General features: G+C 69.1%; 27 protein-coding genes. 10 read left to right on the forward strand and 17 right to left on the reverse strand.

Annotation, left to right across the window (positions count from 1 at the left end; translation table 11 throughout):
* Window positions 1–3: 3 nt before the first annotated feature.
* A complete protein-coding gene (locus EIZ44_RS10275; protein ID WP_134728425.1) occupies window positions 4–645 on the forward strand; it encodes a dihydrofolate reductase family protein in 642 nt (213 codons plus the stop codon).
* Between the two features lie 2 nt (window positions 646–647).
* Here EIZ44_RS10275 and EIZ44_RS10280 read toward each other — a convergent pair whose 3' ends face one another.
* Genes EIZ44_RS10280 through EIZ44_RS10300 form a run of 5 tightly spaced genes read right to left on the reverse strand, consistent with a single transcriptional unit; the run spans window position 648 to window position 6622 of the window.
* Window positions 648–1502: an amidohydrolase family protein gene (locus tag EIZ44_RS10280; RefSeq protein WP_037808033.1), complete on the reverse strand. Its 855-nt coding sequence runs from the start codon at window positions 1500–1502 to the stop codon at window positions 648–650.
* A 13-nt stretch (window positions 1503–1515) separates the two neighbouring features.
* Window positions 1516–3078: a benzoate-CoA ligase family protein gene (locus EIZ44_RS10285; protein WP_134661926.1), complete on the reverse strand. Its 1563-nt coding sequence runs from the start codon at window positions 3076–3078 to the stop codon at window positions 1516–1518.
* Window positions 3079–3088: 10 nt separating this feature from the next.
* A complete protein-coding gene (boxB, locus tag EIZ44_RS10290) occupies window positions 3089–4510 on the reverse strand; it encodes a benzoyl-CoA 2,3-epoxidase subunit BoxB (RefSeq protein WP_037808036.1) in 1422 nt (473 codons plus the stop codon).
* A 4-nt stretch (window positions 4511–4514) separates the two neighbouring features.
* Window positions 4515–6152, reverse strand: coding sequence for a 2,3-epoxybenzoyl-CoA dihydrolase (boxC, locus tag EIZ44_RS10295; protein WP_134728426.1), 1638 nt, complete (start codon window positions 6150–6152; stop codon window positions 4515–4517).
* Window positions 6153–6184: 32 nt separating this feature from the next.
* Window positions 6185–6622, reverse strand: coding sequence for a hypothetical protein (locus tag EIZ44_RS10300; protein WP_134728427.1), 438 nt, complete (start codon window positions 6620–6622; stop codon window positions 6185–6187).
* A gap of 91 nt (window positions 6623–6713) precedes the next feature.
* Between EIZ44_RS10300 and EIZ44_RS10305 the strand changes: the two genes are divergently transcribed.
* Window positions 6714–7571 carry an alpha/beta fold hydrolase gene (locus tag EIZ44_RS10305; protein WP_134728428.1) on the forward strand — a complete coding sequence of 286 codons (858 nt, stop codon included), beginning with the start codon at window positions 6714–6716 and terminating at the stop codon, window positions 7569–7571.
* Here EIZ44_RS10305 and EIZ44_RS10310 read toward each other — a convergent pair.
* Together EIZ44_RS10310 and EIZ44_RS10315 are read right to left on the reverse strand one after the other, a co-directional pair.
* Entirely contained in the window at window positions 7561–8322 is a 762-nt protein-coding gene (locus EIZ44_RS10310; protein WP_205673102.1) for a 2-keto-4-pentenoate hydratase, read from the reverse strand. The two genes, EIZ44_RS10305 and EIZ44_RS10310, sit on opposite strands and share 11 nt — an antisense overlap.
* Window positions 8319–9116 carry a 2-keto-4-pentenoate hydratase gene (locus EIZ44_RS10315; RefSeq protein WP_037808043.1) on the reverse strand — a complete coding sequence of 266 codons (798 nt, stop codon included), beginning with the start codon at window positions 9114–9116 and terminating at the stop codon, window positions 8319–8321. The genes EIZ44_RS10310 and EIZ44_RS10315 overlap by 4 nt, the downstream gene beginning before the upstream one ends.
* A gap of 152 nt (window positions 9117–9268) precedes the next feature.
* Here EIZ44_RS10315 and EIZ44_RS10320 point away from each other — a divergent pair, with 152 nt between their 5' ends.
* The 3 genes from EIZ44_RS10320 to EIZ44_RS10330 are packed head-to-tail and all read left to right on the forward strand — an operon-like array spanning window position 9269 to window position 10824.
* Window positions 9269–9772: a VOC family protein gene (locus tag EIZ44_RS10320; protein WP_037808045.1), complete on the forward strand. Its 504-nt coding sequence runs from the start codon at window positions 9269–9271 to the stop codon at window positions 9770–9772.
* Window positions 9773–9814: 42 nt separating this feature from the next.
* Window positions 9815–10381, forward strand: a complete 567-nt coding sequence (locus tag EIZ44_RS10325; protein ID WP_134728429.1) for a hypothetical protein — start codon at window positions 9815–9817, stop codon at window positions 10379–10381.
* Window positions 10382–10422: 41 nt separating this feature from the next.
* On the forward strand, window positions 10423–10824 hold the full coding sequence (locus EIZ44_RS10330; RefSeq protein WP_037808048.1) for a CoA-binding protein: 402 nt from the start codon (window positions 10423–10425) through the stop codon (window positions 10822–10824).
* Here the strand turns inward: EIZ44_RS10330 and EIZ44_RS10335 are convergent.
* The 5 genes from EIZ44_RS10335 to EIZ44_RS10355 are packed head-to-tail and all read right to left on the reverse strand — an operon-like array spanning window position 10813 to window position 15355.
* Window positions 10813–11343, reverse strand: a complete 531-nt coding sequence (locus EIZ44_RS10335) for a chloramphenicol phosphotransferase CPT family protein (protein ID WP_134728430.1) — start codon at window positions 11341–11343, stop codon at window positions 10813–10815. The genes EIZ44_RS10330 and EIZ44_RS10335 overlap by 12 nt on opposite strands.
* Window positions 11340–12008: a response regulator transcription factor gene (locus tag EIZ44_RS10340; RefSeq protein ID WP_009084133.1), complete on the reverse strand. Its 669-nt coding sequence runs from the start codon at window positions 12006–12008 to the stop codon at window positions 11340–11342. The genes EIZ44_RS10335 and EIZ44_RS10340 overlap by 4 nt, the downstream gene beginning before the upstream one ends.
* A 2-nt stretch (window positions 12009–12010) precedes the next feature.
* Window positions 12011–13369: a HAMP domain-containing sensor histidine kinase gene (locus EIZ44_RS10345; protein ID WP_037808055.1), complete on the reverse strand. Its 1359-nt coding sequence runs from the start codon at window positions 13367–13369 to the stop codon at window positions 12011–12013.
* A 59-nt stretch (window positions 13370–13428) separates the two neighbouring features.
* Complete coding sequence (locus EIZ44_RS10350) at window positions 13429–14136, reverse strand: type 1 glutamine amidotransferase (RefSeq protein ID WP_037808058.1); 708 nt, start codon at window positions 14134–14136, stop codon at window positions 13429–13431.
* Complete coding sequence (locus EIZ44_RS10355) at window positions 14129–15355, reverse strand: MurT ligase domain-containing protein (protein WP_037808061.1); 1227 nt, start codon at window positions 15353–15355, stop codon at window positions 14129–14131. The genes EIZ44_RS10350 and EIZ44_RS10355 overlap by 8 nt, the downstream gene beginning before the upstream one ends.
* Before the next feature lie 242 nt (window positions 15356–15597).
* On the opposite strand from EIZ44_RS10355, the gene EIZ44_RS10360 reads away from it, so the two are divergent.
* Window positions 15598–16377, forward strand: a complete 780-nt coding sequence (locus tag EIZ44_RS10360; protein ID WP_078870254.1) for an IclR family transcriptional regulator — start codon at window positions 15598–15600, stop codon at window positions 16375–16377.
* Window positions 16378–16680: 303 nt separating this feature from the next.
* Here EIZ44_RS10360 and EIZ44_RS10365 read toward each other — a convergent pair whose 3' ends face one another.
* From EIZ44_RS10365 to EIZ44_RS10375, 3 genes are read right to left on the reverse strand one after another with little or no spacing between them, the layout of a single operon-like run.
* Window positions 16681–17958: an RNA polymerase sigma factor gene (locus tag EIZ44_RS10365; protein ID WP_134728431.1), complete on the reverse strand. Its 1278-nt coding sequence runs from the start codon at window positions 17956–17958 to the stop codon at window positions 16681–16683.
* Window positions 17959–18012: 54 nt separating this feature from the next.
* The gene (locus tag EIZ44_RS10370) at window positions 18013–18369 is read right to left on the reverse strand and encodes a YciI family protein (RefSeq protein WP_134728432.1); all 357 of its coding nucleotides are present in this window, start codon (window positions 18367–18369) and stop codon (window positions 18013–18015) included.
* Window positions 18369–18794: a YciI family protein gene (locus EIZ44_RS10375; protein WP_037808070.1), complete on the reverse strand. Its 426-nt coding sequence runs from the start codon at window positions 18792–18794 to the stop codon at window positions 18369–18371. The genes EIZ44_RS10370 and EIZ44_RS10375 overlap by 1 nt, the downstream gene beginning before the upstream one ends.
* 153 nt (window positions 18795–18947) lie before the next feature.
* Here EIZ44_RS10375 and EIZ44_RS10380 point away from each other — a divergent pair, with 153 nt between their 5' ends.
* A complete protein-coding gene (locus EIZ44_RS10380) occupies window positions 18948–19928 on the forward strand; it encodes a small ribosomal subunit Rsm22 family protein (RefSeq protein ID WP_134728433.1) in 981 nt (326 codons plus the stop codon).
* An 86-nt stretch (window positions 19929–20014) separates the two neighbouring features.
* Complete coding sequence (locus EIZ44_RS10385; RefSeq protein WP_134728434.1) at window positions 20015–20773, forward strand: maleylpyruvate isomerase family mycothiol-dependent enzyme; 759 nt, start codon at window positions 20015–20017, stop codon at window positions 20771–20773.
* A gap of 5 nt (window positions 20774–20778) precedes the next feature.
* On the opposite strand, the gene EIZ44_RS10390 is transcribed toward EIZ44_RS10385, so the two are convergent.
* Window positions 20779–22050, reverse strand: a complete 1272-nt coding sequence (locus tag EIZ44_RS10390; protein ID WP_134728435.1) for a cytochrome P450 — start codon at window positions 22048–22050, stop codon at window positions 20779–20781.
* 47 nt (window positions 22051–22097) lie between these two features.
* Here EIZ44_RS10390 and EIZ44_RS10395 point away from each other — a divergent pair, with 47 nt between their 5' ends.
* Together EIZ44_RS10395 and EIZ44_RS10400 are read left to right on the forward strand one after the other, a co-directional pair.
* The gene (locus EIZ44_RS10395) at window positions 22098–22826 is read left to right on the forward strand and encodes an alpha/beta fold hydrolase (protein ID WP_134728436.1); all 729 of its coding nucleotides are present in this window, start codon (window positions 22098–22100) and stop codon (window positions 22824–22826) included.
* Between the two features lie 21 nt (window positions 22827–22847).
* Window positions 22848–23672 (forward strand): acyl-CoA thioesterase, encoded by an 825-nt coding sequence (locus tag EIZ44_RS10400; RefSeq protein WP_037808080.1) that lies wholly within the window; start codon window positions 22848–22850, stop codon window positions 23670–23672.
* 20 nt (window positions 23673–23692) lie between these two features.
* Here the strand turns inward: EIZ44_RS10400 and EIZ44_RS10405 are convergent, their stop codons facing one another.
* Window positions 23693–24247, reverse strand: coding sequence for a hypothetical protein (locus EIZ44_RS10405; RefSeq protein WP_134728437.1), 555 nt, complete (start codon window positions 24245–24247; stop codon window positions 23693–23695).
* Window positions 24248–24279 lie beyond the last annotated feature (32 nt).

Raw genomic sequence — 24279 nt, forward strand, 5'->3', positions numbered from 1 at the left:
TCGATGCTGGTACGCGTCCAGTGCTTCAACGTTTCCGCCGACGGCTACGGTGCCGGTCCGGACCAAACGCTCGAGCAGCCGTTCGGTCATCCGGACCCGGGACCGCTCTTCGCCTGGGCCGGGGCCACCGCCAGCTGGCCGATGCGCGGCGAGCCCGGCGGCACTCGCGGGCTCGACGACTACTTCACCCGGGACATGCACCGCGGTGACGTCGGCGCGGAAATCATGGGACGCAACAAGTTCGGCCCGCACCGCGGCCCGTGGGAGAACCACGACTGGCAGGGCTGGTGGGGCGACGAACCCCCGTTCCGCACCCCGGTCTTCGTCCTCACCCACCACGAACGCCCGTCGATCACCTTGGGCCAGACCACTTTCCACTTCCTCAATACAACCCCGGAGGAAGCACTCGCGCAGGCGAAGAAAGCCGCCGGCGACAAGGACGTGCGCATCGGCGGCGGCGTCACCACGGTGCGGGAATTCCTCGATGCCGGGCTCATCGACACGCTGCACATCGCCGTCTCGCCGGTCGAACTTGGTTCCGGGGAACGGCTTTGGACCAGCCCGGACGAGCTGACCGACCGCTACCACCTGGAGAAAATTCCCAGCCCCAGCGGAGTCGTGCACCACCTGTTCTGGCGCAAGTAACCTCAGCGCAGGCCGGGCATCAGCCGTAACGCGTTGCCGGACAGCACCCCGTCCAGCACCTCCGCGGGCAACCCCAAATCGGCGACCGCGCGGACATTCACGGCGGTTCCCGGAACCCCCGGCCAATCCGTGCCGAAGATCCATTTCCGGGCCAACCGCACGAGATCGAACCGCGCGTAATACTCCGGCAGCTTCTTCGGCGGCAGCCCGGCGAGGTCGAGCCACACGTTCGGCCTCGCCTGAGCCATGAACGCCGCCACGTCGTACCACCAGCCCCGGCCGCCGTGCGCGAACACGAAGTTCACCGACGGGAAGTCTTCGACCACATCGGACAGCAGCGAAGGATCCCCATAGCTGGCACGGGATCCGGGAAACACCGACAGTCCGGAGTGGAGGATCACCGGCACCCCGCGTTCGGCGCACAAGGCGTAAACCGGGTACAGCTCCTTGTCCGCCGGGGAAAACGCGCCGTGCACCGGGTGGATCTTCAACGCCACCGCGCCCAGCGCGAGCTGCCGTTCCACCTCGTCGACCAGCGGATGGTGCAGATGCGGATTCACGTTGGCCACCAACCGAAACCGCTCGGGGTTGTATGCGACCAACGGGAGATTGTCTTCAATCGCCTGGATACCAGTAGCCCGCGGACTGTATTCGCAAAACAGCAGCACGCGGTCGACGCCCTCCTGCGCCATGAGGTCGTCCATCGCCGCGGGGATCACCGCGCCGTCCGCGTCGTAGACCGTGCGCCACGGGTACTCGCCGGCGAAGTCGCGCGCCCAGTCCAGCCACGCGGGTTTGAGCGTGGGCAGCCGCGGGGTGTGCACGTGGGCGTCCACCACGAAATGCTCGTCGATCATGCCGGCCAGTCGATCACGATTGCGGCTGCGGCACGAGCAGCGACTCGCGCACCATTTCGCGGATCACGTTCCGCCGGATCTTCCCGGTCGCGGTCTTCGGCAGCTCGGCCATCTCGACCACTCCACGCGGCCGTTTGAACGCCGCCAAACCCTCCCGGCAAAACTCGATCAGCTCCTCAGCATCCACAGTGGACGAAGGGGCGGCGACAACGCAGGCCACCGGTTTGTCCAATCCGTCCTCGTCCGGCGCGGCCACCACCGCCACCTCGGCAACCGCCGGATGTTGCAGCAGCCGTTCCTCCACTTCGGACGGAGACACCCAAATCCCGCCCGCCTTCAACATGTCGCCAAACCGGCCGAGACACGTATACGTGCCATCCGAGTTGCGCACGTAGCTGTCCCCGGTCCGCAGCCACGGACCCTGGAAAACCTGTTTCGTGGTCTCGTATCGCGCCCAATACCCGGTCGCGATGGACGGGCCGGACACGAACAGCTCACCCGGCCGTCCCGCTTCCGAAATCACCGCACCCTGCTCGTCCCGGAGCTCGACGGAGTACCCCGGCACCGCCACCCCGGTGCTGCCCGGCCGCACCGCACCCGGCTGGTTGGACAGGAAGATGTGCAATGCCTCGGTCGACCCGATCCCGTCCAGAATCTCGACCCCGAACCGCTCGCGGAACCGCGTGAACAGTGCCGACGGCAACGGCTCCCCAGCCGAAACCGCGTACCGCACCGAGGAGAACGAGTCGTCCGGCACGTCGCTGGCCAATAGCGCCGCATAGAACGTCGGCACTCCGAAGAACAACGTCGGACGGTCCGCCCGCGCCCGCGCGGCGATGATCCCCGGCGTCGGACGGGCCGGTTCCAGCAGCGTCGTCCCTCCACAAGAGAGCGGGAAGAACGCCGAATTCCCGAGACCGTAAGCAAAGAACAACTTGGGCACCGACAAGAACCGGTCCGAAGAGGACACTTCCAGCACCTGAGCGGCGTAAGTCGAGCACACCGCGCGGATGCTCCCGTGCCGGTGCATCGCGCCCTTCGGCTTACCGGTCGTACCCGACGTGTACAGCCACAGCGCGGGCGAATCCTCCCAGGTCGGCGAGGCCACGACGTCGTCCGTCGGGGTCAGCGGCCACCGGTGCGTCCGCACTCCGGCGGGGAATTCCGCCGGGTCCGCCCGGTCGAGCACGACGTCGGTCACCTCGGGCGCACCGGTCAGCGCGCCCGCCGCCTGCGCGGAGAACTCCCCGGACACGCACAGCACCCGCGCCCGCGAATCGGCGAGCACCTGACCCAGTTCCAGCCCGGTGACCATAGTGGACACCGGCACCGCGACCGCGCCGACGAGCATCGCGCCGAGGATCCCGCTCAGCAGTTCGACGTCGTCGACCATGCAGAACATGACCCGCTCCTCCGGACGCACGCCGAGCGCGCGCAGTCCGGACGCGACCCGGTGGGTCTCGGCGGCGAGTTCGCCGTAGCTGAGCGTGCGCCGCGGCGAGACGACCGCGAGCGCGTCCGGACGGCCTTGGCCGAGCAGGTACTCCGCGGCGTTGAAGTTCGCGGGAACCGTCATCGGTGCCCCCTCAGGTGAGGTACACGTACTCGTAGTCGAAAGGTTTGCCGTTGATGCCCTGCCTCGGCGGCGCGACCCAGCTGGCGATCTTCCCGCGCTCGTACACCGGGTGCATGAGCGACCGGACGAACGTCAGGTCCTCGGCCGTCGGCAGCCACTTGTGCCGCGCTGCCTCCCACGTCGCCTCGTCGACGATGCTGCCGTCCGGAGTGACGTGGTGGCCGGAGTTTATGCCCACCTCGCGGTTGAAACCAGGGTGCGGCAACGCGAACCGGAAGTCGATGCCCGCGTCGCCGAGGATCTTGTTCCACCGGTTGACCCCGGTCTGGCAATCCGCGGTGTACTCGCCGCGCAGGTCGAGATTGAGCAGCAGGATGGCCTGCAATTCCTCGGACGTCCAGGTCCCGTCGTCGCGCGGACGCTCCAGCAGCCGGCTGTCCTCGGTGAGTTTGTGGTCGTCCTTGCGCCGCGTCTCCTGCCAGCGGCCCTTGAGCCCCGCGGTGTAGTAGTTCGCCGCGTTCGTCGACGTTTCACTGCCGAACAGGTCGAGCGACACGGTGTAGTGGAAGTTCAGGTACCGCTGGATCACGTCCAGCGGGATCCCGCCGTGCGACGCGATGTCGTACGTGTCGTGCTCGCGGATGAGCTCGGCGCTGCGCTGCACCACCCGGTCGACGCCGGTGGTGCCCACCATCATGTGGTGCGCCTCCTCCTTGAGCATGAACTCGCAGGTGCGCGACAGCGGGTCGAACGAGCTTTCCTTCAACGTGCCGAGCTGGTATTTCCCATCGCGGTCGGTGAAGTACGTGAACATGTAGAACGCGAGCCAGTCGGCCGTTTCCTCGTTGAACGCGCCGAGGATGCGCGGCGCGTCCGGACTGCCGGAGTTGCGCAGCAGCAGCCCCTCCGCCTCGTCGCGGCCTTCGCGGCCGAAGTACGCGTGCAGCAGGTACACCATCGCCCACAGGTGCCGCCCCTCTTCCACATTCACCTGGAAGAGATTGCGCAGGTCGTACAGCGACGGCGCGGTGAGCCCGAGCAGTCGCTGTTGCTCGACCGACGCCGGTTCGGTGTCGCCCTGGATCACGATCAGCCGCTGCAGATCGGCCCGGTACTCGCCGGGCACCTGCTGCCACACCGGTTCGCCGGCGTGCTCGCCGAATCCGATCCGCCGGTCCGGTTCCCGTTCGGCGAGGAAGATGCCCCAGCGGTAGTCCGGGACGTTGACGTGGTCGAAGTGCGCCCAGCCGTCGCGGCCGACGCTCACCGCGGTGCGCAGGTAGACGCCCTCGGTTTCCAGCGTGGGACCCATCTCGCCCCACCAGTTCATGAACTTCGGCTGCCAGCCCTCCAGCGCGCGCTGGAGCCTGCGGTCGTCGGCGAGCTGGACGTTGTTCGGGATTTTGGCGTCGTAGTCGATCTTTTCGGGCATCGGTTCAGACCCGCTTCCTGTCGAAGACCGCCTTCTGCCCGGTGCCGTACCGGCGCAGCGCGCCGTCGGGCCCGGAGGCGTTCGGTCGGGTGAAGATCCAGTTCTGCCAGGCGGTCAGCCGCCCGAAGATCTTGGTTTCGATCGTTTCCGGGCCGACGAACCGGTGGTTCGCCTCCATCCCGGTGAGCGCGTCGGGCGACAGCGAGGCGCGGCCTTCCAGCGCGATCCGGATCTCGTCCTCCCAGTCGAGGTCGTCCGGCGCGTCGGTGACCAGGCCGAGTTCGACGGCTTCGGCGGCGCTCAGCGCACGGTCGCGTTCGCGGGCCAGCCACGTCAGGTGGTCGTCGTCGCCGTAGAACCGCGACTGGAGCCGGGACAGTCCGTTGCCCATTGGGAACACGCCGAAGTTGGCTTCCGACAAGGTGATCGACGCGCGTTCCGGCGAGTCCTCGTCGTCGATCGGCGGCCCGTCCAGCAGGTACTGCCGGTCCGCCGCGAAGGCCAGTTCGAGCAGGCTGCCCGCGAAGCAGCTGCCCGGTTCGATCAACGCGATCAAGGTGCGGCTGGTGACGTCCAGCCGCTTCAGCATGCGCTTGTAGTAGTGCAGGATTTCGTTGCTCAGCCAGTCTTTCCCGCTGAGCACGACCTCCTCGTGCGCGAGCACCTGCTCCGGGTCGCCTTCGGTGCGCAGCACCCAGGTGCCGAGTTCCGGTTCGTTCGTGCGCAGCCGCAGGATCGCGTCGTCCAGTTCGCGGGTCAGCCGCAGCAGCCAGCCGTCGAGCGCCGGTTCCCCGTCCGGGCCGAGCACGGTGAGCGTGACCAGCGAGTTCGGCCGGTCGTACGCGATCCGGACGTGCCGGTACTCGATGCCGTCGTCGGTCACCGACGGCTCCAGCGGGGCCAGTTCGATCCCCTGCTCAGCGGGCAACCGGTCGGATTCGGCGGCCAGTTCGTGCGCCCGCGACAGCACCTTCTCGCGGAACCCGACGCGCGGCACCAGCTCGTCCACCAGCCGCCAGTCGACCGCGGTCTTGCCCTTGACCCCGTCCGGCCGCGTCGCGAACACGTCCGCGAGATCCCGGCGGACGCGCCGTTTGTCGACCACGCGGGTGAGCCCGCCGGTGCCGGGCAGCACGCCGAGCAGCGGCACCTCGGGCAACGCGACGGTGGACGAGTTGTCGTCGACCAGCAGGATCTTTTCGCAGGCCAGCGCGATCTCGTAGCCGCCGCCGGCGCAGCTGCCGTTCACCGCCGCGACGTAGGTCTGGCCGGAGAACTCGGTGGCGTCCTCGATGCCGTTGCGGGTCTCGTTGGTGAACTTGCAGAAGTTCACCTTCCACTCGTGCGGCGACGCGGCGAGCATCCGGATATTGGCCCCGGCGCAGAACACCTTGTCCTTGGCGCTCGTCACGATCACTGCGCGCACCTGCGGATGTTCGAACCGCAGCCGCTGCGTCGCGTCGTAGAACTCGATGTCGACGCCGAGGTCGTACGAGTTGAGCTTCAGCTCGTATCCGGGCACGAGGCCGCCCTGTTCGTCGACGTCCATCTCCAGCCAGGCGACCTCGCCGTCGACGGTCAGCCGCCAGTGCCGGTAAGTGTCCGGATGCCGCTCGAACGTGACAGGTGTGGTGGTGGTCACGCCCTCGATTGTCTACATGGTTTCAACGAACGTCAATGTTGTGTAGACATTTGCCCGGCAACGCTCACCCGGTTGAGCCGCATGGCTGCCCAGCACACGAATACCCACAACGCGAACGCCGCGAACGTGTCGGTGAAGATCGTCGCGAACCAGAACGCCGGGACCTGCGGCACGCCGACGAGGAAATGCCCCGCGCTCGCCAGCCCGGACAGCGAGTAGACCAGCAGAAACGCCAGCGAACGCCAGTACCGGCCCTGCCGGTAGGCGCGATAGCCGAGCACGCCGAACGCGGTGAAGACCACCCAGCTGATCGCCACCACGATCTGCGTGACGGGCACGCTGATCCCCGGCACCTGCGGGTAGTCCGCCGCGCGCACGACGTTGTGGGTGTAGTGCAGGACCGTGCTGACCAGCGTGAACGCCAGGATCAGCCGCAGCGGGCCGAGCCCCCTTGCGCGCAGAACGTCCATACCGCTCGCCCCCTTGCGATTTGATAGATCGCTCTAGCGGGAGCGTACCCGGACGGCGGCGACCGGCCAAGCCGTGCGCGAAACTGGAGCCATGACCGAGCAGACCATCGAGGCCGACGGCATCACCCTGTGCCACGAATCCTTCGGCGATCCGGACGCGCCGCCGTTGCTGCTGGTGATGGGCCTCGCCGCGCCGATGATCTGGTGGGACGACGAGTTCTGCGCCCAGCTCGCCGAGGCCGGTTTCCACGTGCACCGGTTCGACAACCGCGACGTCGGACGTTCGCAGTGGTGGACCGGCCGGGCCAGCCTGCCGCTCGCGTACTTCCTGCGGTCCGCGCCGTATTCCCTCGGCGACCTGGCCGACGACGCGGGCAAACTGCTCGACGCACTCGGCATCGAACGCGCGCACGTCGTCGGCACGTCGATGGGCGGGATGATCGCGCAGGAGTTCGCGATCCGGCATCCGCAACGCGTCCGGACGCTGACCTCGATCATGTCGACCACCGGCGCGCGGACCGTCGGCCTGCCCAGCCCGCGGGCCGCGCTCGCGATGCTGGCTCCGGGACCGCGCACGCGCGAGGACTACGTGACGCAGCTGGTGCGCACGTCAAAGCTGATCGGCTCGCGCGAGTACCTGTTCGACGAGGACCATTTCCGCCAGCGCGCGGAACGCACGTACGACCGCGGCCTCAACCCGGCGGGCGTGTTCCGGCAGCTCGCCGCGATCCTGTCCTCCCGCGACCGGACCGCCGATCTGCGCCGGCTTTCCGTGCCGTCCCTGGTGATTCACGGTACGGCCGACCCGCTCGTGCACGTGTCCGGCGGCCGCGCGACGGCCCGCGCGCTGGGCGCGGACCTCGACCTCATCCCAGGGATGGGACACGACCTGCCGCGCGAGGTGTGGCCGCGAGTGATCGCCGGGATCAAACGGCTCGCTACCCGCTGATCGTCACCGAGCCCAGGTTCGAGAAGTGCGCGGCGACGCGGGAGCCAGGGCGCAGTTCGACGGCGTCGGTCATCCCGCCGGTCAGCACGAGCCAGCCCGCCTCCAGCGCCAACCCGCGTGCGGCCAGCGAATTCGCCGCCAGCGCCAACGCTTCGGCCGGGTGCCCCTGCACGGCGGCCCCGGTCGCGGTGTCGACGATCTGACCGTCCACTTCGAGCAGCGCGGCTTCCAGCGAAAGGTCCAAAGAGGACGGTGAACGGCCGACCGAGCCGAGCCCGAACAGCGCCGACGAACCGTTGTCCGCGACGACGTCCGGCAGCGTGAAACGGTAGTCGCGGTAACGGCTGTCGATGATCTCGATTCCGCCGTACACCTGGGAAACCGCCGCGAGCGCGGTGGCCGCGGTGACGCCAGGACCGGCGAGCCGCTCGCCGAGCACGAACACCAGTTCCGTTTCCGCGCGCGGGTGGATGAGCTGCGGCGTCGGCGCGCCCGCGGGCAGCACCATCGCGTCGGTCAGCCACGCGAGCAGGGGTTCTTCGACGCCCATCCGCTGCTGCTTCGCGCGCGACGTGAGCCCGAGCTTCACCCCGATCAGCGTCTCGCCGCGTTCCTGACGCAGCCGCAGAGCCTCGTCCTGGATCGCGTACGCCGTGGCGAGGTCGAGGTCTGCCCACGTGTCGGTGAGCTGCGCGCCTTCGTCCGTCCGGTTGAGCAAATCCTGCGCGGCGGCAACGATTTCGGCGGTCACTTGTCCTCCTCCGGCGCGAACACCGCGGTCACACTGCCCAGTCCGGCCATGGTCGCCACGACAGTGTCGCCGGGGCGGACGGTCTGCGCGGCGGTCATCGAACCGGGCAGCACGACGTGGCCGGGCTCCAGCGTCACGCCGAGCGGGCCGACTGTGTTGGCCAGCCAGACCAAGGCGTTGATCGGCGAACCCAGCACCGCACCGCCCGCGCCGGTGGCCGCGAGCTGGCCGTTGACGTGCAGCGTGCAGCCGGCGAGCCGCAGGTCGACGTCGCGCAGATTGGTCGGGCTGCTGCCGAGGATGACGCCACCGGACGACGCGTTGTCCGCGACGGTGTCGAAGATCGAGATTTTCCAGTCGCGGACCCGCGAGTCGACGATCTCCAGCGACGGAAGCACGAAGTCGACCGCGCGGACGGCGTCGGCGACGGTCACGCCCGGACCCCGCAGCGGCGCGCCGAGCACGAACGCGATCTCCGGTTCGATGCGCGGCTGCAGGAACCGCGTCGTCGGGATCGGCTGGTGTTCGAGCAGGAACATCGAGCTGGTGAGGTGCCCGAAGTCGGGCTGGTTCACGCCCATCTGGCGCTGCATCGCCGCGGAGGCGAGGCCGACCTTGTGGCCGCGCACCACGTCGCCCGCCGCCACCCACGCGCGGACTTGCTCCTGTTGCACGCGGTAGGCGTCTTCGACGGTCGCGTCGGGGAAGGTCTTCACGAGCGGATCGATCGGCTCGCGTCGCTCGTACGCGCTTGTCAGCAGCGCGACGGCGTCCTGCAGCTCAGCGGGTTCCACGGGTCGGACTCTGCCTGACCGAGCCGCCCGCGCCAACCCGGTCGTTCCATTCACCGGTACGAGCCACTTCTCTCGCTCGCTAATCTCTTGCGCGCGAGAGTTTGTCGGCGTACTGTACTTCGTGTTGGCTCCCAGAGAGGACGTGACCCGCGATGGCACCCACCGAGACCGAAGTCGCCCAGCTCGCGCAGACCCGCGACCGGCTGCGGGAGCAGCATTTGCACCCGGCGGAGGAACGTCCGGCGACCGTTGGCCGCGGCATCCACCACACCGCGCTGCTGTCCAGCGACGTCGAGCGGACGATCACCTTCTACCAGGACATTCTCGGCTTCCCGCTCACCGAGCTGATCGAAAACCGCGACTACCCGGGGTCGAGCCACTTCTTCTTCGACGTCGGCAACGGCAACGCGGTCGCGTTCTTCGACCTGCCTGGCCTCGATCTCGGCCCGTACGCGGAGGTGCTCGGCGGCCTGCACCACCTGGCCCTGTCGCTCACCCCGGAAGCGTGGGCGGGCGCGCGCTCCCGGCTCGACGCCGCCGGTGTGAAGTACCAGGAAGAAAGCGGCACGTCGATCTACTTCGCGGACCCGGACGGCGCCCGGATCGAGCTGATCGCGGACGACCTCGGCGAGATGTACGGGTCGAAGATCGGCTGAACCACTGGACTCGGTGCGCCGCCGGGTTCAGAGTGTGGGCCCATGGGCGACTGGGCGGCTTCGCGGCAGAAAGCACGGCTCGACCGGCGGGAAGCGATCGACGAGCTGATCGCGCGGGTCCGTTTCGAGGTGCGGCTGCACCTGGCGGAACCGACCGCGATCAGCCGGTACGACGAGCTCGCCGAGGTTTTCGCCCTCGGCCACGGCGAGTGTGCCGCGCTCCTGGCGCACCGGCGGTTGCTGCCGTGGTGGGAGCGACGGCTGCTCACACGGTTCGCGCGTCGGCTGCACGGCCGCGCGATCGTGGGCAGTGTCGCGGACGTGCCCGCGGGCGAGCCGGTCGCTGGTGCTTTTCGCGCGGAGATCAGCCGTCTCCTTCCGGACGCGGGTGATACCGGTGCCCGCTATGACCTGCAAGGACGCGGTCTGCTGACCGCCTTTCGGCTAGCGCTCGGCGCCCGCGGCGAAGTGTGGCCGGACCGGAACGAAGTCGCGTCCACCGTCGCGCGCAATGTTTTGGCCTGCAGCTCCGCGTTCCTCCGGCGGTCGCCGTGGCACGTGCTGTGGCCGGTGTATCGCGTCCGCGGCCTGCGGCTGTGGCGGTTGTGACGTGGCGGAATCGTTCGCTGGGTCGGGATGTTGAGGAGAGTATGAAGCCTGAAGAGATCCTCGCTGGCGCGCGCACGATCGCTGTGGTCGGCCTGAGCCGTGACCCGGGCAAGGCCGCGCACGGCGTACCGGCTTCGCTGCAAGCGCACGGTTTCCGGATCATCCCGGTGCATCCGTCGGCGACTGAACTGCTCGGGGAGAAGGCTTACCGGTCGCTGGAGGAGATTCCGGAACCGGTGGATCTGGTGGACGTCTTCCGCCCGGCAGGGGAAGCACCGGACATCGCCCGTTCCGCGGTGGCGATCGGGGCTAAGGCGTTGTGGTTGCAGCAGGGGATCGTGTCGGCGGAGGCGCGGAAGATCGCTTCGGAGGCCGGGCTGGAGTATGTCGAGGACCGGTGCACTGCCGTGGTACGGGCAGTGGCGGGAATTTCACTGAATTAACCGGGCGAAAGCTTTGGAACGCCCTGGTTCCGCGATTGTTTGTGCGCATTCTTTTGGACTGTGCACTGACGTGTCGCATTCGAGGTCATAACCGCCGTGGGCGTGCACGATCGAATACTGCCGCTCCGCCAGACCGGCGGGGCGGTCGCCTCGCGCCTGCTCGCGCCGCTTTAGCTCTGGCAGCGGGCAATGCACACCTACGAAGGTAACTTCCTGATCCCGCAACACTTCCAGGCAGTCGGCAAGCCAGTGCGGCCGGAGTACGTGGTCGGCGATCACGCCGTTACCCGCCGCCGCGAGCCCGGCCAGCATGCGGTGGTAGCCGCGCACTGTCCGTTCGAAAATCGCATCGAACTCCGGCGTGCCGAATTCGGGGGTCCGCGACCGCGACCGCATGCTGTTGACCGCGTCTCGGGGCAGGTAGAAATAGGGGCCCGGCAGCAAATCCAGCAGTTCCGCCGCGATGCTCGACTTGCCGGAACTGGACGTGCCGTTGAGGAAAATGACGTGCCCGCTCATCCGACGAGCCGGTACCCCACCCCGCGCACCGTCTCGATCGTCCGCGTCCCGAACGGCGCGTCGATCTTCCGCCGCAAATACCCCACATAAACCTCGACCACGTTCTCGTCCCCCTCGTAATGCGCGTCCCAAACGTGTCCGAGGATCTCGTTCTTCGTCAACGCCGCCCCCTGCCGCCGCAGCAGAAACTCCAGCAACCCGAACTCCCGCGCGGTCAGCTCGATCCGCGTCTCTCCCCTGTGGACAGTGCGCGCAGCCGGGTCGAGCTGCAGATCCCCAGCGGTCAACACCGCCGGGCGAGCCGGTGCACCCCGGCGGAGCAACGCCCGGAGCCGAGCCAGCAAAACGACGAACGAGAACGGTTTCGAGAGATAATCGTCCGCGCCGAGGTCGAAAGCGTCGGCCTCGTCGTATTCGCCGTCCTTCGCCGTGAGCATCAGCACCGGCGTCCAATTCTCCGCTGCCCGCAAGCGTTTCAGCACTTCGTAGCCGGAAAGCTCGGGAAGCATGATGTCGAGCACCACGGCGTCGTAATCGTGCTCCATCGCCGACCAGAGCCCGTCCCGGCCGGTGTGCGCCACGTTCACCGTGAACCCCTCGGCGACCAGGCCGCGGCGAAGGGTTTCGGCGAACTCCAGCTCGTCCTCCACGATCAGCAACCGCATGCTCAGTCCTCCTCGATCCGGGGCAGTTCGATGCTCGGCAGTTCGATCACGAAATGCGCGCCCGGGTAACTCGGGTCGGCCACGTCGACGTACCGCGCGCGGCCGCCGTGCCGGGCCGCGATGCCGGCCACGATCGACAGGCCCAGTCCGGTCCCGCCGCGCCGCCGCGAAGCGTCCAGCCGCACGAACCGCTCGAACACCCGCTCCCGGTCGCCCTCGGCGACGCCCGGGCCGTCGTCGCTCACCTCCACGACGACCATCTCATCTTGCACCGAACTCGCAATCCGGATCCGCTCGCGCGCGTGCCCGCATGCGTTGTCGACGAGGTTGCGTACGGCGCGACGCAGCTGCGCCTCACTGCCACGCACCTTCGCTGGCCCCGCGCGCACTTCGATCTCGACAGCCGCTTCGCCGCGTACGCGTTCAGCTTCCGCACGAACGATGTCGTCCAGATCGACTTCGGTACGCGCGGGCCGGTCGGTGGCGTCGTCGGTGCGCGCGAGCATCAGGAGGTCGTCGACCAGCTCTCGCAGGCGCGCGGTCTCGCGGGTAATCACCGGCACCAATTCGTCGGTGGTCTCGGGGTGCTGGTTTGAAACGTCTAGCGCAGTGCTGATGGTCGACAGCGGCGAGCGCAGCTCGTGACTCGCGTCGGCGACGAAGCGGCGTTGCGCAGCCTGTGCGGACCCAAGCCGCTCAAGCATCTCGTTGAGCGTGACAGCGAGCCGGTGCACCTCGTCGCCGCCAGGCGGCAGCGGTACGCGCAACGCGAGGTCGCGCGTCGAGATCTCGGCGACAGTGCGCCGCATCCGCTCCACTGGGCGCAGCGCGGAGCCGACAGAGCGGTACACCGCGAAGCCGGCGATACCGAGCAGCGGCAGCGAGATCAGCCCTAGCAGCAGCGTAAGCCGAGCTGAGGCTTCGGTGACCGGCTCAAGCGACCGTGCGGAGATGACGGTGAACGGTCCGCCCGGTCCGTTGACGCCTTCCGAAACCAAGCGGTAGTCGCTGCCGTCGCCGTCTAAGCCGAGCGGCAGCGTCTCGACGGTCTCCTGTCCCGGAGCCGGGCGCGCGGCGGTGATGGCCGGACGGCCGACAATCGCCGGGTCGCTCGCGATAGGGGTGCTTCGCGGCCCGAGGACCTGCGTCACGGCTTCAGTGTCCCCAGTGCTCGCGACGTCGCTCGGGGACAGGTCTCGCGCGCCCGCGCGCACGAGTTGGACAGCAACCTGCCGAGCGGTACTTCGCGCGCTCTCGGTGACGCTTCGATCGAGGGACTGTTGCAGCAACAGCACCACGACAACGCACGCGGTCGCGATGGCCAACGCGAGCGCGAGCACGGCAACCCCGGTTGTCCGCATCCGGACACCTGCGGCAGCGAGAAGTCTCACGCACGCAGCGTAACGAGCGCGAAGGGACGTCATCGGGCGCGGCGTGCGGCCAGCCGTTCCGAGCGCAGCGTGTCCACCTCAGTCAGGTCCAACGGCTTCAGCGCATGGCCGAGCACCCACGACAACAGCAGGTCAGCCAGCTCGGGATTGCGCGCCAGCGCCGGGCCGTGGAGGTAGGTGCCGAGCACGTGATCGGTGACCGCGCCTTCGGTGCCGTCGCCGTTGCCGGTGCCCCGGACGACGCGGCCCAGCGGTGCGCTGCCCGGGCCGAGCACACTCGCGCCCTGATGGTTCTCGAAGCCGGTCAACGGCGTCTCGAGCAGGTTCGGTTCGACGATCAGCTCAGCCACCGCACGCTGCTCCGCCGGCTCGGTGACGAGGTCGAGCAACCCCAGCCCAGCGTGCTCGATGCCGTCGACGCCGCGGAAACGCTTGCCGAGAATCTGCAGACCCGCGCACACCCCGAACACCGGGCGTCCCGCATTCGCCGCGCTGCGCAGCCCCGCCGAGTTGCGCAGGAAGTCCGCGGCCAGCACCTGCGCCATGTCCTCGCCGCCGCCGAGCAAGTAGAGGTCCAAAGTGGACGGTACCTCGGAGTCCAGCGAAACCGGCACCACCTCGGCGTCGTAACCGCGCCACTGCAAGCGTTTGCAGAGCACCTGTGCGTTGCCGGAATCGCCGTAGGTCCCCAGCACCTCGGGGAGCAACAAGCCGATGCCGACGGTCGAATCAGACATCGGGCAACCGGTCCACCAGGTCGCGGAAGGCGGTGTAGTTCGCGACGAGTTCGACCCCGCCCGGCGGCAGCGTGTCGATCGCGCTGACCGGATCCGGGGCCGACCAATGCGGCACCTCGGCGTAGCAAAGCCGGACCGCGAGGTCCGCCGACCGCTCGCCGGCCACGACGACCTGACGACCGCGCAGCCGCTCGAAGTGCACGTCCCAGAGCCACGACAGGTCGCGGCCGTCCGCCTCGTGCGCGTTGACCGCGACGACGACCGGCGTGTCCTCGTCGAGCACGCGCAACGTTTCGGCCCAGCCGGCCGGATTTTTCGCAAGCATGAGCCGAACCGAATGCCGGGTGCGGCGAATCGTGCGGTAGCGGCCGCCGATGTCGGTGATTGTGCGCAGTCGCGCCGCGGCGGTGTGCGGCGGCACGCCTACGCAGTGCGCGGCGGCGAGCGCGAGAGCGGCGTTCGCCCGGTTGGCCTCGCCGGGCAGCCGCAGGTCGAGGTCGACTTGCCGGCCGCCGGGCGTGTGGACCAGATCGCCGTCGAGGGTCCAGGTCGGCTCCGGGCGAGCGAAAGCGCACACCGCGCAACGCCATTCGCGATCGGTGTGCGTGATCGCGCCGCCGCAGCGCGGACAGGAGACGGAATCGCCCGACCAGCGCCGTCCAGTGCCGACCCACACCGGGCGCGCCGCCGCTGCGGCCGCCGACGTGACCAGTACGTCGTCGCAGTTCGCGACCACGACCGTGCGCGACAGACCGGCGAAGGCGGCGCGGAGGTCGCGCTCCATCATCCGGACCTCGCCGACGCGGTCGAGCTGGTCACGGCTGAGGTTGAGCAGCACGAGCGCCGCAGGCTGCACCTGCTCGGCCACCCACGGAACGTAGGTTTCGTCCACCTCCAGCACCGCGTACGGCGCGTCGGGACTGGCGGCGAGCGCGGCCACCAGACCGTCGGGCATGTTCGCGCCGTCGCCGTTGTGCGCGACTTCGGCGAGGGCTTCGAGCGCGCGGGTCAGCATCAGCGACGTGGTGGTTTTGCCGTTCGTGCCGGTGACGATCACGACCGTGCGGTCGCGGCCGAGCCTGCGCAACGCCTTGGGGTCGAGCCGCAGCGTGACGCGGCCGCCGATCACCCCGCCGCGGCCCAGCCGGGCGGTACGGGAAAACCACGCGGTCAGCCGCCCGGCGGCGACCGACGCCCGGGTGCGCAGACGTGTGGACATCACCCAAACCGTGCGGCACGGGCGCTGTGATTTTCCTGAGAGGGTGACTCCAGTCTCCGTTACCCTTTGTAAGCACTCTTACCGATCGGAGGTTGAACCATTCGGCGCAACCTTGACCTTGCACAATGACAGAGTTCGGTCAAGATCTTCCGTCCATACATCGGAGGTGTTAGCGTCCAACCCCGCTTGATGGCACCACGCACCGGTGACCGGGAACGCAGAGCGACAGGCGGAGGGCGAACGTGGACGCAGCAGTACGCGGGCTGGACCAAAGCGGCACCCTGGAGCGTGGGCTGGCGGTGCTCGAACACGTCGGGCAGCACCAGGAAATTTCCACGAACGCGCTCGCCCGGCAACTGGGTTTGTCCCGCAGCGCCGCCTACCGGATCGTCGGCACGCTGAAGCGGCTGGAGTACCTGGAGGCCGACACCGTCACCGGACGCGTGCGGCTCGGCACCCGGCTGGTCGAACTGGGCGCCCGCGCGATGGCGGCGACCGACCTGCACCGCTGCGCGCCGCGGTATCTCACCGCGCTGGCCGAGCGGTCCGGGGAGACGACGTACCTCGCGGTGCCGGACAACGACGCGATGGTCTACGTCGCGACCGAACGCAGTGCCAGCGCGGTCACGCTGTCCTGCCGCCTCGGCACCCGACGGCCGCAGCACGCGACGTCGCTGGGCAAGGCCTGGCTGGCCGCGTTGCCGGAGGCTGACCGGGTGGAGCGCGTGCGCCGGATGAAGCTGGACAGCCTCACCCTCAAGACCATCAACGACCCGGTCCGGTTGCTGGACGAACTGGCGCGCACCCGGCGGCGCGGCTGGGCCGTCGACGACCTGGAGAACGAGCCGGACGTCGGCTGCGTCGCGGCGGCCGTACGGGACCACTCGGGCCGTCCGATCGCGGCGATCAGCGTCGCCGGGCCGGCTCCCCGGGTGATGCGCCGGGCGGACGAACTGGGCGCGACGGTCGCCGGGACCGCGGCCGCGTTGTCGATGCGGCTGGGGTACGTCCGGAACCGCTGAGGCCTTCGGTTTTAGCCGCGTGAACCGGCTAGTCGCGGATGCTCGCGGCGGCAGTACGAGTCGTCTCATTCCATCGGAGTTGAGACGTCGGATGAGCGCCCCGGACGGCCGAAGCATGCCGCCTTTCACCGGATCGGGTCGGACGGCCGGTTTCCGTCTTCGCTACCTGCGGAAACAGGTTATCCACAGGCGTGTCGACTTGTGGACAACCCTGGGGATGGCTGGTGGCGACAGCGGGAATTGTCGGCGTGGTGGTGGACCGTTGCGGGCATGTCTATCACTGCCGCACCGCACGGTGCCCCGCTATCTCGTTCCCGCTTCCAGCTTGCTGCACGACTCGGCCCGCCCCAGCAGCAGCACGCGCTCCCGTTCGTTGCCGGTCATCTTCGCCGCGCGCTCGAACTCGGCGCGCGCCTCGTCCCGGCGGCCCAGTTTGTACAGAAAATCGCCGCGCACGCTCGGCAGCAGGTGGTAGTTCTTCAGCGCGGGCTCAGTCAGCAATTTGTCCACCAGCGCGAGCCCGGCTTCCGGCCCCTCGGCCATCGAGACCGCGACGGCCCGGTTCAGCTCGATCACCGGAGACGGCGTGAGCTGCGCAAGGCCCGCGTACAGGGCCGCGATCCGCGCCCAGTCGGTCTCTTCCGGCGCGACCGCGACGGCGTGGCACGCGGCGATCGCGGCCTGCGCGGAATACGGCCCGTACGTGCCGTCCGCGAGCCGTTCGGACCGGGCCAGCGCGGTGAGGCCGCGCTGGATCAGCAGGCGGTCCCAGCGGCTGCGGTCCTGGTCCATCAGCAGCACCGGTTCGCCGTTCGGGCCGGTGCGCGCCGCCGAGCGCGACGCCTGGATTTCCATCAGCGCGACCAGTCCGTGCACTTCCGGTTCGGCGGGCATCAGTCCGGCCAGCACCCGGCCGAGCCGCAACGCGTCCTCGCACAGCGCGGGCCGCATCCAGTCGTCGCCGCGCGTGGCGGAGTAGCCCTCGTTGAAGATCAGGTAGATCACTTCGAGCACGGCCGGGACCCGCGCCACGCGTTCGTCGCCGACCGGCGTTTCGAACGGCACCTTGGCCTCGGCGAGCGTCTTCTTCGCCCGCACGATGCGTTGCGCGACAGTGGATTCCTTCACCAGGAACGCGCGGGCGATCTCGTCGGTGCTGAGCCCGCCGAGCATGCGCAGCGTGAGCGCCACCCGCGCCTGGGTGGACAGCACCGGATGGCACGCGGTGAACACCAGCCGCAGCAGGTCGTCCTCGATCTGCTCGTCGTCGAGCACGGCGTCGAAGTCCGGCAGCACGCCCTCGCCGAGCTGTTCGGCTTCCCGGCCGATCTCGTCCAGCTTGCGGCCGAGGGTTTCGTTCCGCCGGAACAGGTCGATGGCCCGCCGCTTCGCGATCGTCACCAGCCAGGCGCCCGGGTTGCGCGGCACCCCGGTCTCCGGCCACTGCTCGAGCGCGGCGACGAGCGCGTCCTGCGCCAACTCCTCGGCGAGGCCCACGTCGCGGGTCATCCGCGCGAGACCAGCGATCACTCTCGCCGACTCGATCCGCCAAACGGCCTCTACCGCACTTCGCGTGTCCACCGGCCCATCAGACCGGCCCGGCCCGCCCGAGGCAACCCTCGGGCGGGCACGGCGTCACAGCTCGCCGGACATCGGGCGGATCTCGACGGTGCCTGCCTGCCGGTCCGGATTGGGCGCCCGCTTCATCAACTCGACGATTTCGGCGAGCGACTCCCCCTCCAGAATCCACACGCCCGCGACGAGTTCCTTGGTCTCGGCGAACGGGCCGTCGACCACGCTCGGCTCCGCCTCGCCGTCGAACCACAGCAGCCGGGCGCCTTCCGCGCTGGGCGTCAGCCCGGCCGCCTGCACGAGGTGACCGGATTCAGCGAGTTCCTCGTTGAACCGGCCCATCTGCTCGAGCAATTCGGCGCTCGGCGCGGCTCCCGCTTCGGATTCCTCGCTGGCCTTCACCAGCACCATGAACCGCATCAGTTCTTCGCGGCCTGCTCGCGCAGCTTCTCCTCGGCCTCGCGCAGTTCCGGCGTGAGGTTGTCGCCGAAGTCCTCGGCGTCGAAGATCCGCCGGATCTCGATCTCGTGGTGCGCACCGTCGGTGTTGGGCACCCGCTTGATCCACTCCACGGCTTCCTCGAGCGAACGGACCTGGAGGATCCAGAACCCCGCGATCAGCTCCTTGGTCTCCGCGAACGGACCGTCGACCACGCTGGGCTCGCTGTCCCCGGAGAACTTCACCCGGGCACCCTCGGAGCTGGGAGCCAGTCCCTCGCCCGCGAGCATCACGCCGGCCTTCACCAGTTCCTCGTTGAACTTGCCCATCTCGGCGAGCAGTTCGGTGCTGGGCATCTGGCCCGCTTCGCTCTCTTCGCTGGCCTTCATGATCACCATGAATCGCATCTTCGGTTCCCCTTCGCTCTCGGCTTGCTTCCACCACTGCGTCGAACGGGCCGCGTCCGGATCGACAAGGTCCGCGAACTTTTTTTCTGACCGCGAAACTAGCAGGTCAGGCGAACCTCGGGGGACAAATCGGGCGTGGGAGAATCGTTGTCCGTGGCAGTACTCCCCGAAGCTCTCCGCGCCGCGCTCGACGACGAGCTGGCCCGGTTCCCCGAATCCCGGCTCGCACAGGCCGTGGACCGGCTCAGCAAGCGTTATCGACAAGGTGACTCGGCGACCTCGCCGATCCTCTCTTCGGAGCTGGATGTCGCCGCGTACGCCGGGTACCGGATGCCGGCGACGTACGCGGCGGTCAGCGCGGTGCTGGGCGAGGTGGCTGCCGCCGCGCCCGGTTTCGTCCCGAAGACGCACGTCGACATCGGCGGCGGCACCGGAGCAGCGGTGTGGGCCGCGGCCGACGTCTGGCCGTCGCTGGAGAAGTGCACTGTCCTGGAGCAGGTGGCGGCCGCGCTGGCGCTGGGACGCAAGCTGGCGGCGAACGCCGACGAGCCGGCCGTCCGCACCGCGGTCTGGCAGCGCGGACTGGTCGATTCCGCGTCCGCGGCGCCGGAGGCCGATCTGGTCACGCTCTCGTACGTCCTCGGCGAGCTTCCCGAACGCGGCCGTGCCGACGTCGTCCAGTGGCTCGCCGCGAAGGCTGGCACGGTCGTGCTCATCGAGCCCGGCACGCCAGCGGGGTTCGCGCGGATCCGCGAGGCTCGCGAAGTCCTGCGCGAGATGGGCCGCAGCGTGGTGGCGCCGTGCCCGCACGATGACGCCTGCCCGATCAAACCGGGCGAGGACTGGTGCCATTTCTCCGCACGGCTTCCCCGAAGCGGGGTGCACCGGCGGATCAAATCCGGCACTCTGGGATTCGAGGACGAGAAGTTCTCGTACGTGGCGGCCACGTCGGCACCGGTCGACCGTCCGTCGGCCCGGATCATCCGGCATCCGCGCAAGCACAAGGGGTTCGTGCAACTCGACCTCTGCACCGCCGACGGGCTCGCGCCCGGCACCGTCGTGTCGAAGCGGCACGGCGTGCGGTACCGCGCCGCTCGCGACGCGGAATGGGGAGACGCCTGGAGCGTGGAATAACCCGGGTTCTCCCGCCGCTGTGTCCGGATGGCTGAGTCGGCTCCGACTGTCTGGTGTCAGCGGATCTGAACCGGAGAGGACACCACATGGACTTCCACGAGCGTTGCGCCGAGATCCTGCGGCAGACGGAACTGCTCGCCGCGGCCGTCGAAGGCGCGGACCGCACGGTGCGGGTCGCGGCGTGCCCGGAGTGGGATCTCGGACAGTTGCTCGATCACGTCAGCACCGGGCACCGGTGGGCGGAAGAGACCGTGCGGACGCGGGCCGACCACTGGCTGCCGGAGGACCGGCTCCAGAACCCGGTGAGCACCCCGCAACCGGCGTCGTGGCTCATGGACGGGGCGAAGGCGCTGGTGGCGACCCTGCGCGAAGCGGGGCCGGACGCGGAGGTGTTCACGCCGGTCCCGAATGGACCGCCGCGAGCGGCGTTCTACGCGCGCCGGTTCATGAACGAGACGCTGATCCACCGTGCCGACGCGACATTGGCCGCGGGCGGGGAATTCACTGTCGCGCCGGAAGTCGCGCACGATGCGATGGAGGAATGGCTGGAGCTCGGGTCGCTGCCGCAATTGCTGGAGTACGTACCCCAACGCCGCGAACTGCTCGGCCCGGACCGCACGATCCACCTCGCGCCGACCGACCACGCGGCGTCCTGGACGGTCGACCTCACCGGCGATCAGCTGGCGTGGCATCCGGGTCCGCCGGCGGACGCGGCGGCCACCGCGTCCGCACCGCTGGGCGACCTGCTGCTGATGGTCTACGGCAGGCTGTCGCCGGAGATCGCGCACCGCACCGGCGACACGGAATACCTGGACCGCTGGCTTTCGCTCGTCGGGTTCGGCTGAGCCGGTCAGTCCCAGCGGATCGGGAGGCTCTTGATCCCGTTCTGGAAGTTCGACCGCAGCCGGCGGGGTTCGCCCGAGAGACGGACCTCGCCGAGCTGGTCGAACACCGCCGCGAACAACGCGCGCATCTGCATCCGCGCGAGGTGCGAACCGAGGCAGAAATGCGGGCCGTGGCCGAACGTCAGATGCTCGCTCGGCGCGCGCGTCACGTCGAACGCGTCCGGATCGGGAAAGACAGTCTCGTCGCGGTTGGCCGAGGAGAACCACACCACGACCTTGTCCCCGGCCTTGATGTCCACATCGGACAGTCGAGTGTCCTGGGTCGCGGTGCGGCGGAAGTGCATCACCGGCGTGTGCCAGCGCAGCATCTCTTCGACCGCGCCGGGAAGCAGGCTGCGGTCGTCGAGAAGCTTGCGGTACTGCTCGGGATGCGCGAGCAACGCGGCCATCCCGCCGGGCAGACCGTTGCGCAGGGTCTCGTTGCCCGCTACGGAAAACAGCCAGAAAAGGTTCTCGAACTCCTCGATCGACACGCGGCCGCCGTCGTCGTCCACGTAATGCATCAGGTTGCTCATCACGTCGTCGCCGGGGTGCTCGCGTTTGTGCTCGCCAAGCGCGTGCGCGTAGGCGTAGAGGTCCGGCATTCCGGCGCGGCTGCGCGGATCCGGCATCTGGCCGTCCGGGCCGGGTTCCGGACGCACGGCCAGTGCGGCCCGGGCGAGGTCGGTGACGTCGTCGGCGTTGACAGTCGCGCTCACCGCGTATTCGGCGTCCTGGAAGCCGATCACGCGGTTGCTCCAGTCGAACATCAGCCGGCGATCCTGTTCAGGCACGCCGAACACCTCGGCGAGCGTGAGCAACGGCAGATCGGCGGCGATGTCCTTGGCGAAATCGCATTCGCCGCGATCGGCCACCGCCGCGACGAGATCCTGTGCCCAGCCTTCGATCCGCTCCGTGATCCGGCCGACCGCGCGCGGGGTGAACGCCTTCGTGAGCAGCCCGCGCAGCCTGCCGTGCTCGGGCGGGTCCATGTTGAGCATCATCCGGCGCACGTACCGCAGATCCTCCGCGCTGGCCGGGTCGCGGATCTGCGTGCCGCCGAGCTGCGACGAAAACACCGCAGGGGTGCGGAGCACGTGCCGCACGTCGGCGTGGCGGAGCACCGCCCAGAAGTCGCCGATCCGCGTCACCGGCGTTTCCCGGCGCAGACGGGCAAGCAGGTCGTATGGCACGCCCGTGACGTAGGTGTCCGGGTCGGCGATGACAGCACTCGACACGTTCCGACCCTAGCCCCGAGACCGCCGCCTGCGGAAAGATCCGTCCGGTGGAAAAGCTGAAGCTGCGCGTCACCGGACAAGGCGAACCGCCGGTCCTGCTCCTGCACGGGCTCGGCGCCACCGGCACGGTCTGGGACCGCCTCGCCGGCCTGCTCGACCAGCGGCTGCTCGCACCGGACCTGCCCGGCCACGGCGGCTCGTCACGGCTGCCCGAGTACACGTTCGAAGCGCTCGCGGCCGCGGTCGCCGACGCGCTGGACGAGCCCGGCCCGGTCGCCGTCCTCGGCCATTCGCTCGGCGGGGTCGTCGCGCTGGAGCTCGCGAGCGGCCGCTACGGGCTCGACGTCAGCAGCGTGCTGGCGGTGGGCATCAAGGTCGAATGGAGCGAAGACGACCTGGCCCGTGCCGCCGCGATGGCAACCCGTCCGCCGCGGCTGTTCACCACTCGAGAGGAGGCTGAAACCGCCTATCTGAAGATCGCTGGGCTGACCGGCTTGGCCCCGGCCGACCCAGACGGCGTCACCGAAACCGCGGACGGCTGGCGGCTGGCCCTGGACTCGCCCGCCTTCGGCGTCGGCCGTCCGGACATGCCGAGGCTGCTGGCGGACGCGCGCTGCCCTGTGGTGCTCGCCACCGGGGAGAACGATCCGATGTGCCGTCCCGAGCAGCTGCGGGCCCTTGTTCCCGAGGCAGTGGTCCTGTCCGGGCTCGGGCACAACGCGCACGTCGAGGACCCGGCCGCGGTGGCGGCGCTGCTCACCCCGCGAAGCGACTGAGCAGGCGCTTAGACTGGCCGGGTGACGACGATCGATCCGACCCGGACCGGGCTAGACCAGCTGCTGAAGCTCGAACCGCTCGAGCTGAACCTGTTCCGCGGCTGGTGCCACCAGGGTTCGCCGCAGCGGGCGTTCGGCGGTCAGGTCGCGGCGCAGGCGCTCACCGCGGCCGGCGCGACCGTGCCCGCGGCGCGGCACGTGCACTCGCTGCACGGCTATTTCATCCGCGGCGGGCGCACCGACATGCCGATCATCTACGAGGTCGAGCGCACTCGGGACGGCGGTTCGTTCACCACCCGCCGGGTCGTCGCGATCCAGAACGGCGAGAGCATTTTCAGCCTGTCCGCGTCGTTCCAGACCGAGGCGGAGAGCAGTGCGCACCAGGCGCGGATGCCGGACGTCCCCGCCCCGGACGAGGCGGGCGTCGTCGAGCAGGACCGCTCGCCGATCGTCCTGTCCGCCATCGAGGTCCGCTTCGTCAGCAGCCCGGAAACCGGCCTCCCCGACACCGGCCGCGGCCCGCGTCAGCAGATCTGGGTCCGGGCGAAAGACGCGCTGCCAGATGCTCCGCTGGCGCACGTCTGCGCGCTCACTTACATCTCCGACATCCGCCTGGCAGGCACCGCCCTGCTGCCCCACCGCGACGACCCGGGCGAACCGCAGCTGACGTCGCTGGACCACGCGGTGTGGTTCCACCGCCCGTTCCGCGCGGACGAATGGCTGCTGTTCGACATGGAAAGCCCCAGTTACGCGAACACCCGAGGCCTGACCCACGGCGAATTCTTCACCACCGACGGACGGCTCGTCGCCTCAGTGACCCAAGAAGTGCTGCTGCGCAGGCGCTGACTCAGTCCGATGTAGACAGTTCAGCCAAGCCGAACCCGCACCGGCCCGGCAGGCTCCGCGGCAACCTCGGCAACCGGCTCGCGCAGCACCTTCGACAACTGCCACGCCTCGAGCCCGGCGAGAACGGTGTTCGCTACGACGAGCACCAAATACAACCCGGCCTGCACCGAAAGCCGGAACGGATGCTGGTCGGAAGCCCCGGCCAGCAACGAAATGTGGCACGCGACCACGACCACCATCGACGCCGCGGACAACCCGCCGAGCACGATAAGCAACACCCGCAGCACCCGCGTGCGCCGCCAGTTCAGGTAGCCGGTCTGGACCAACCCCGGCGTGCTGACCATGACCAGCCCGCAGCCGTACCCGGAAAACCCGCCGACCACGCCGCCGCCCGCGACCAGCGCGGTAGTCAGGTGGTACGAAACCGGAACCCGGTAGGCGGCGAGGATCGCGGCCACGCAGACCAGCAGCCCCAACGGCAGGTGCGGCCAGCCGTACCAGGGAAGCCGCCGCTCCATCCGGAGAATCGTCGGCAGATCGACGTCGCGGTACGCCTCGGGGTCGCGCAAAGCCATTCGCACCGTTCCTCTCGTCCCGGAAACCCCCG

Origin of the sequence: Amycolatopsis nivea, from assembly GCF_004522235.1 — a bacterium.
GTDB lineage: Bacteria > Actinomycetota > Actinomycetes > Mycobacteriales > Pseudonocardiaceae > Amycolatopsis > Amycolatopsis nivea.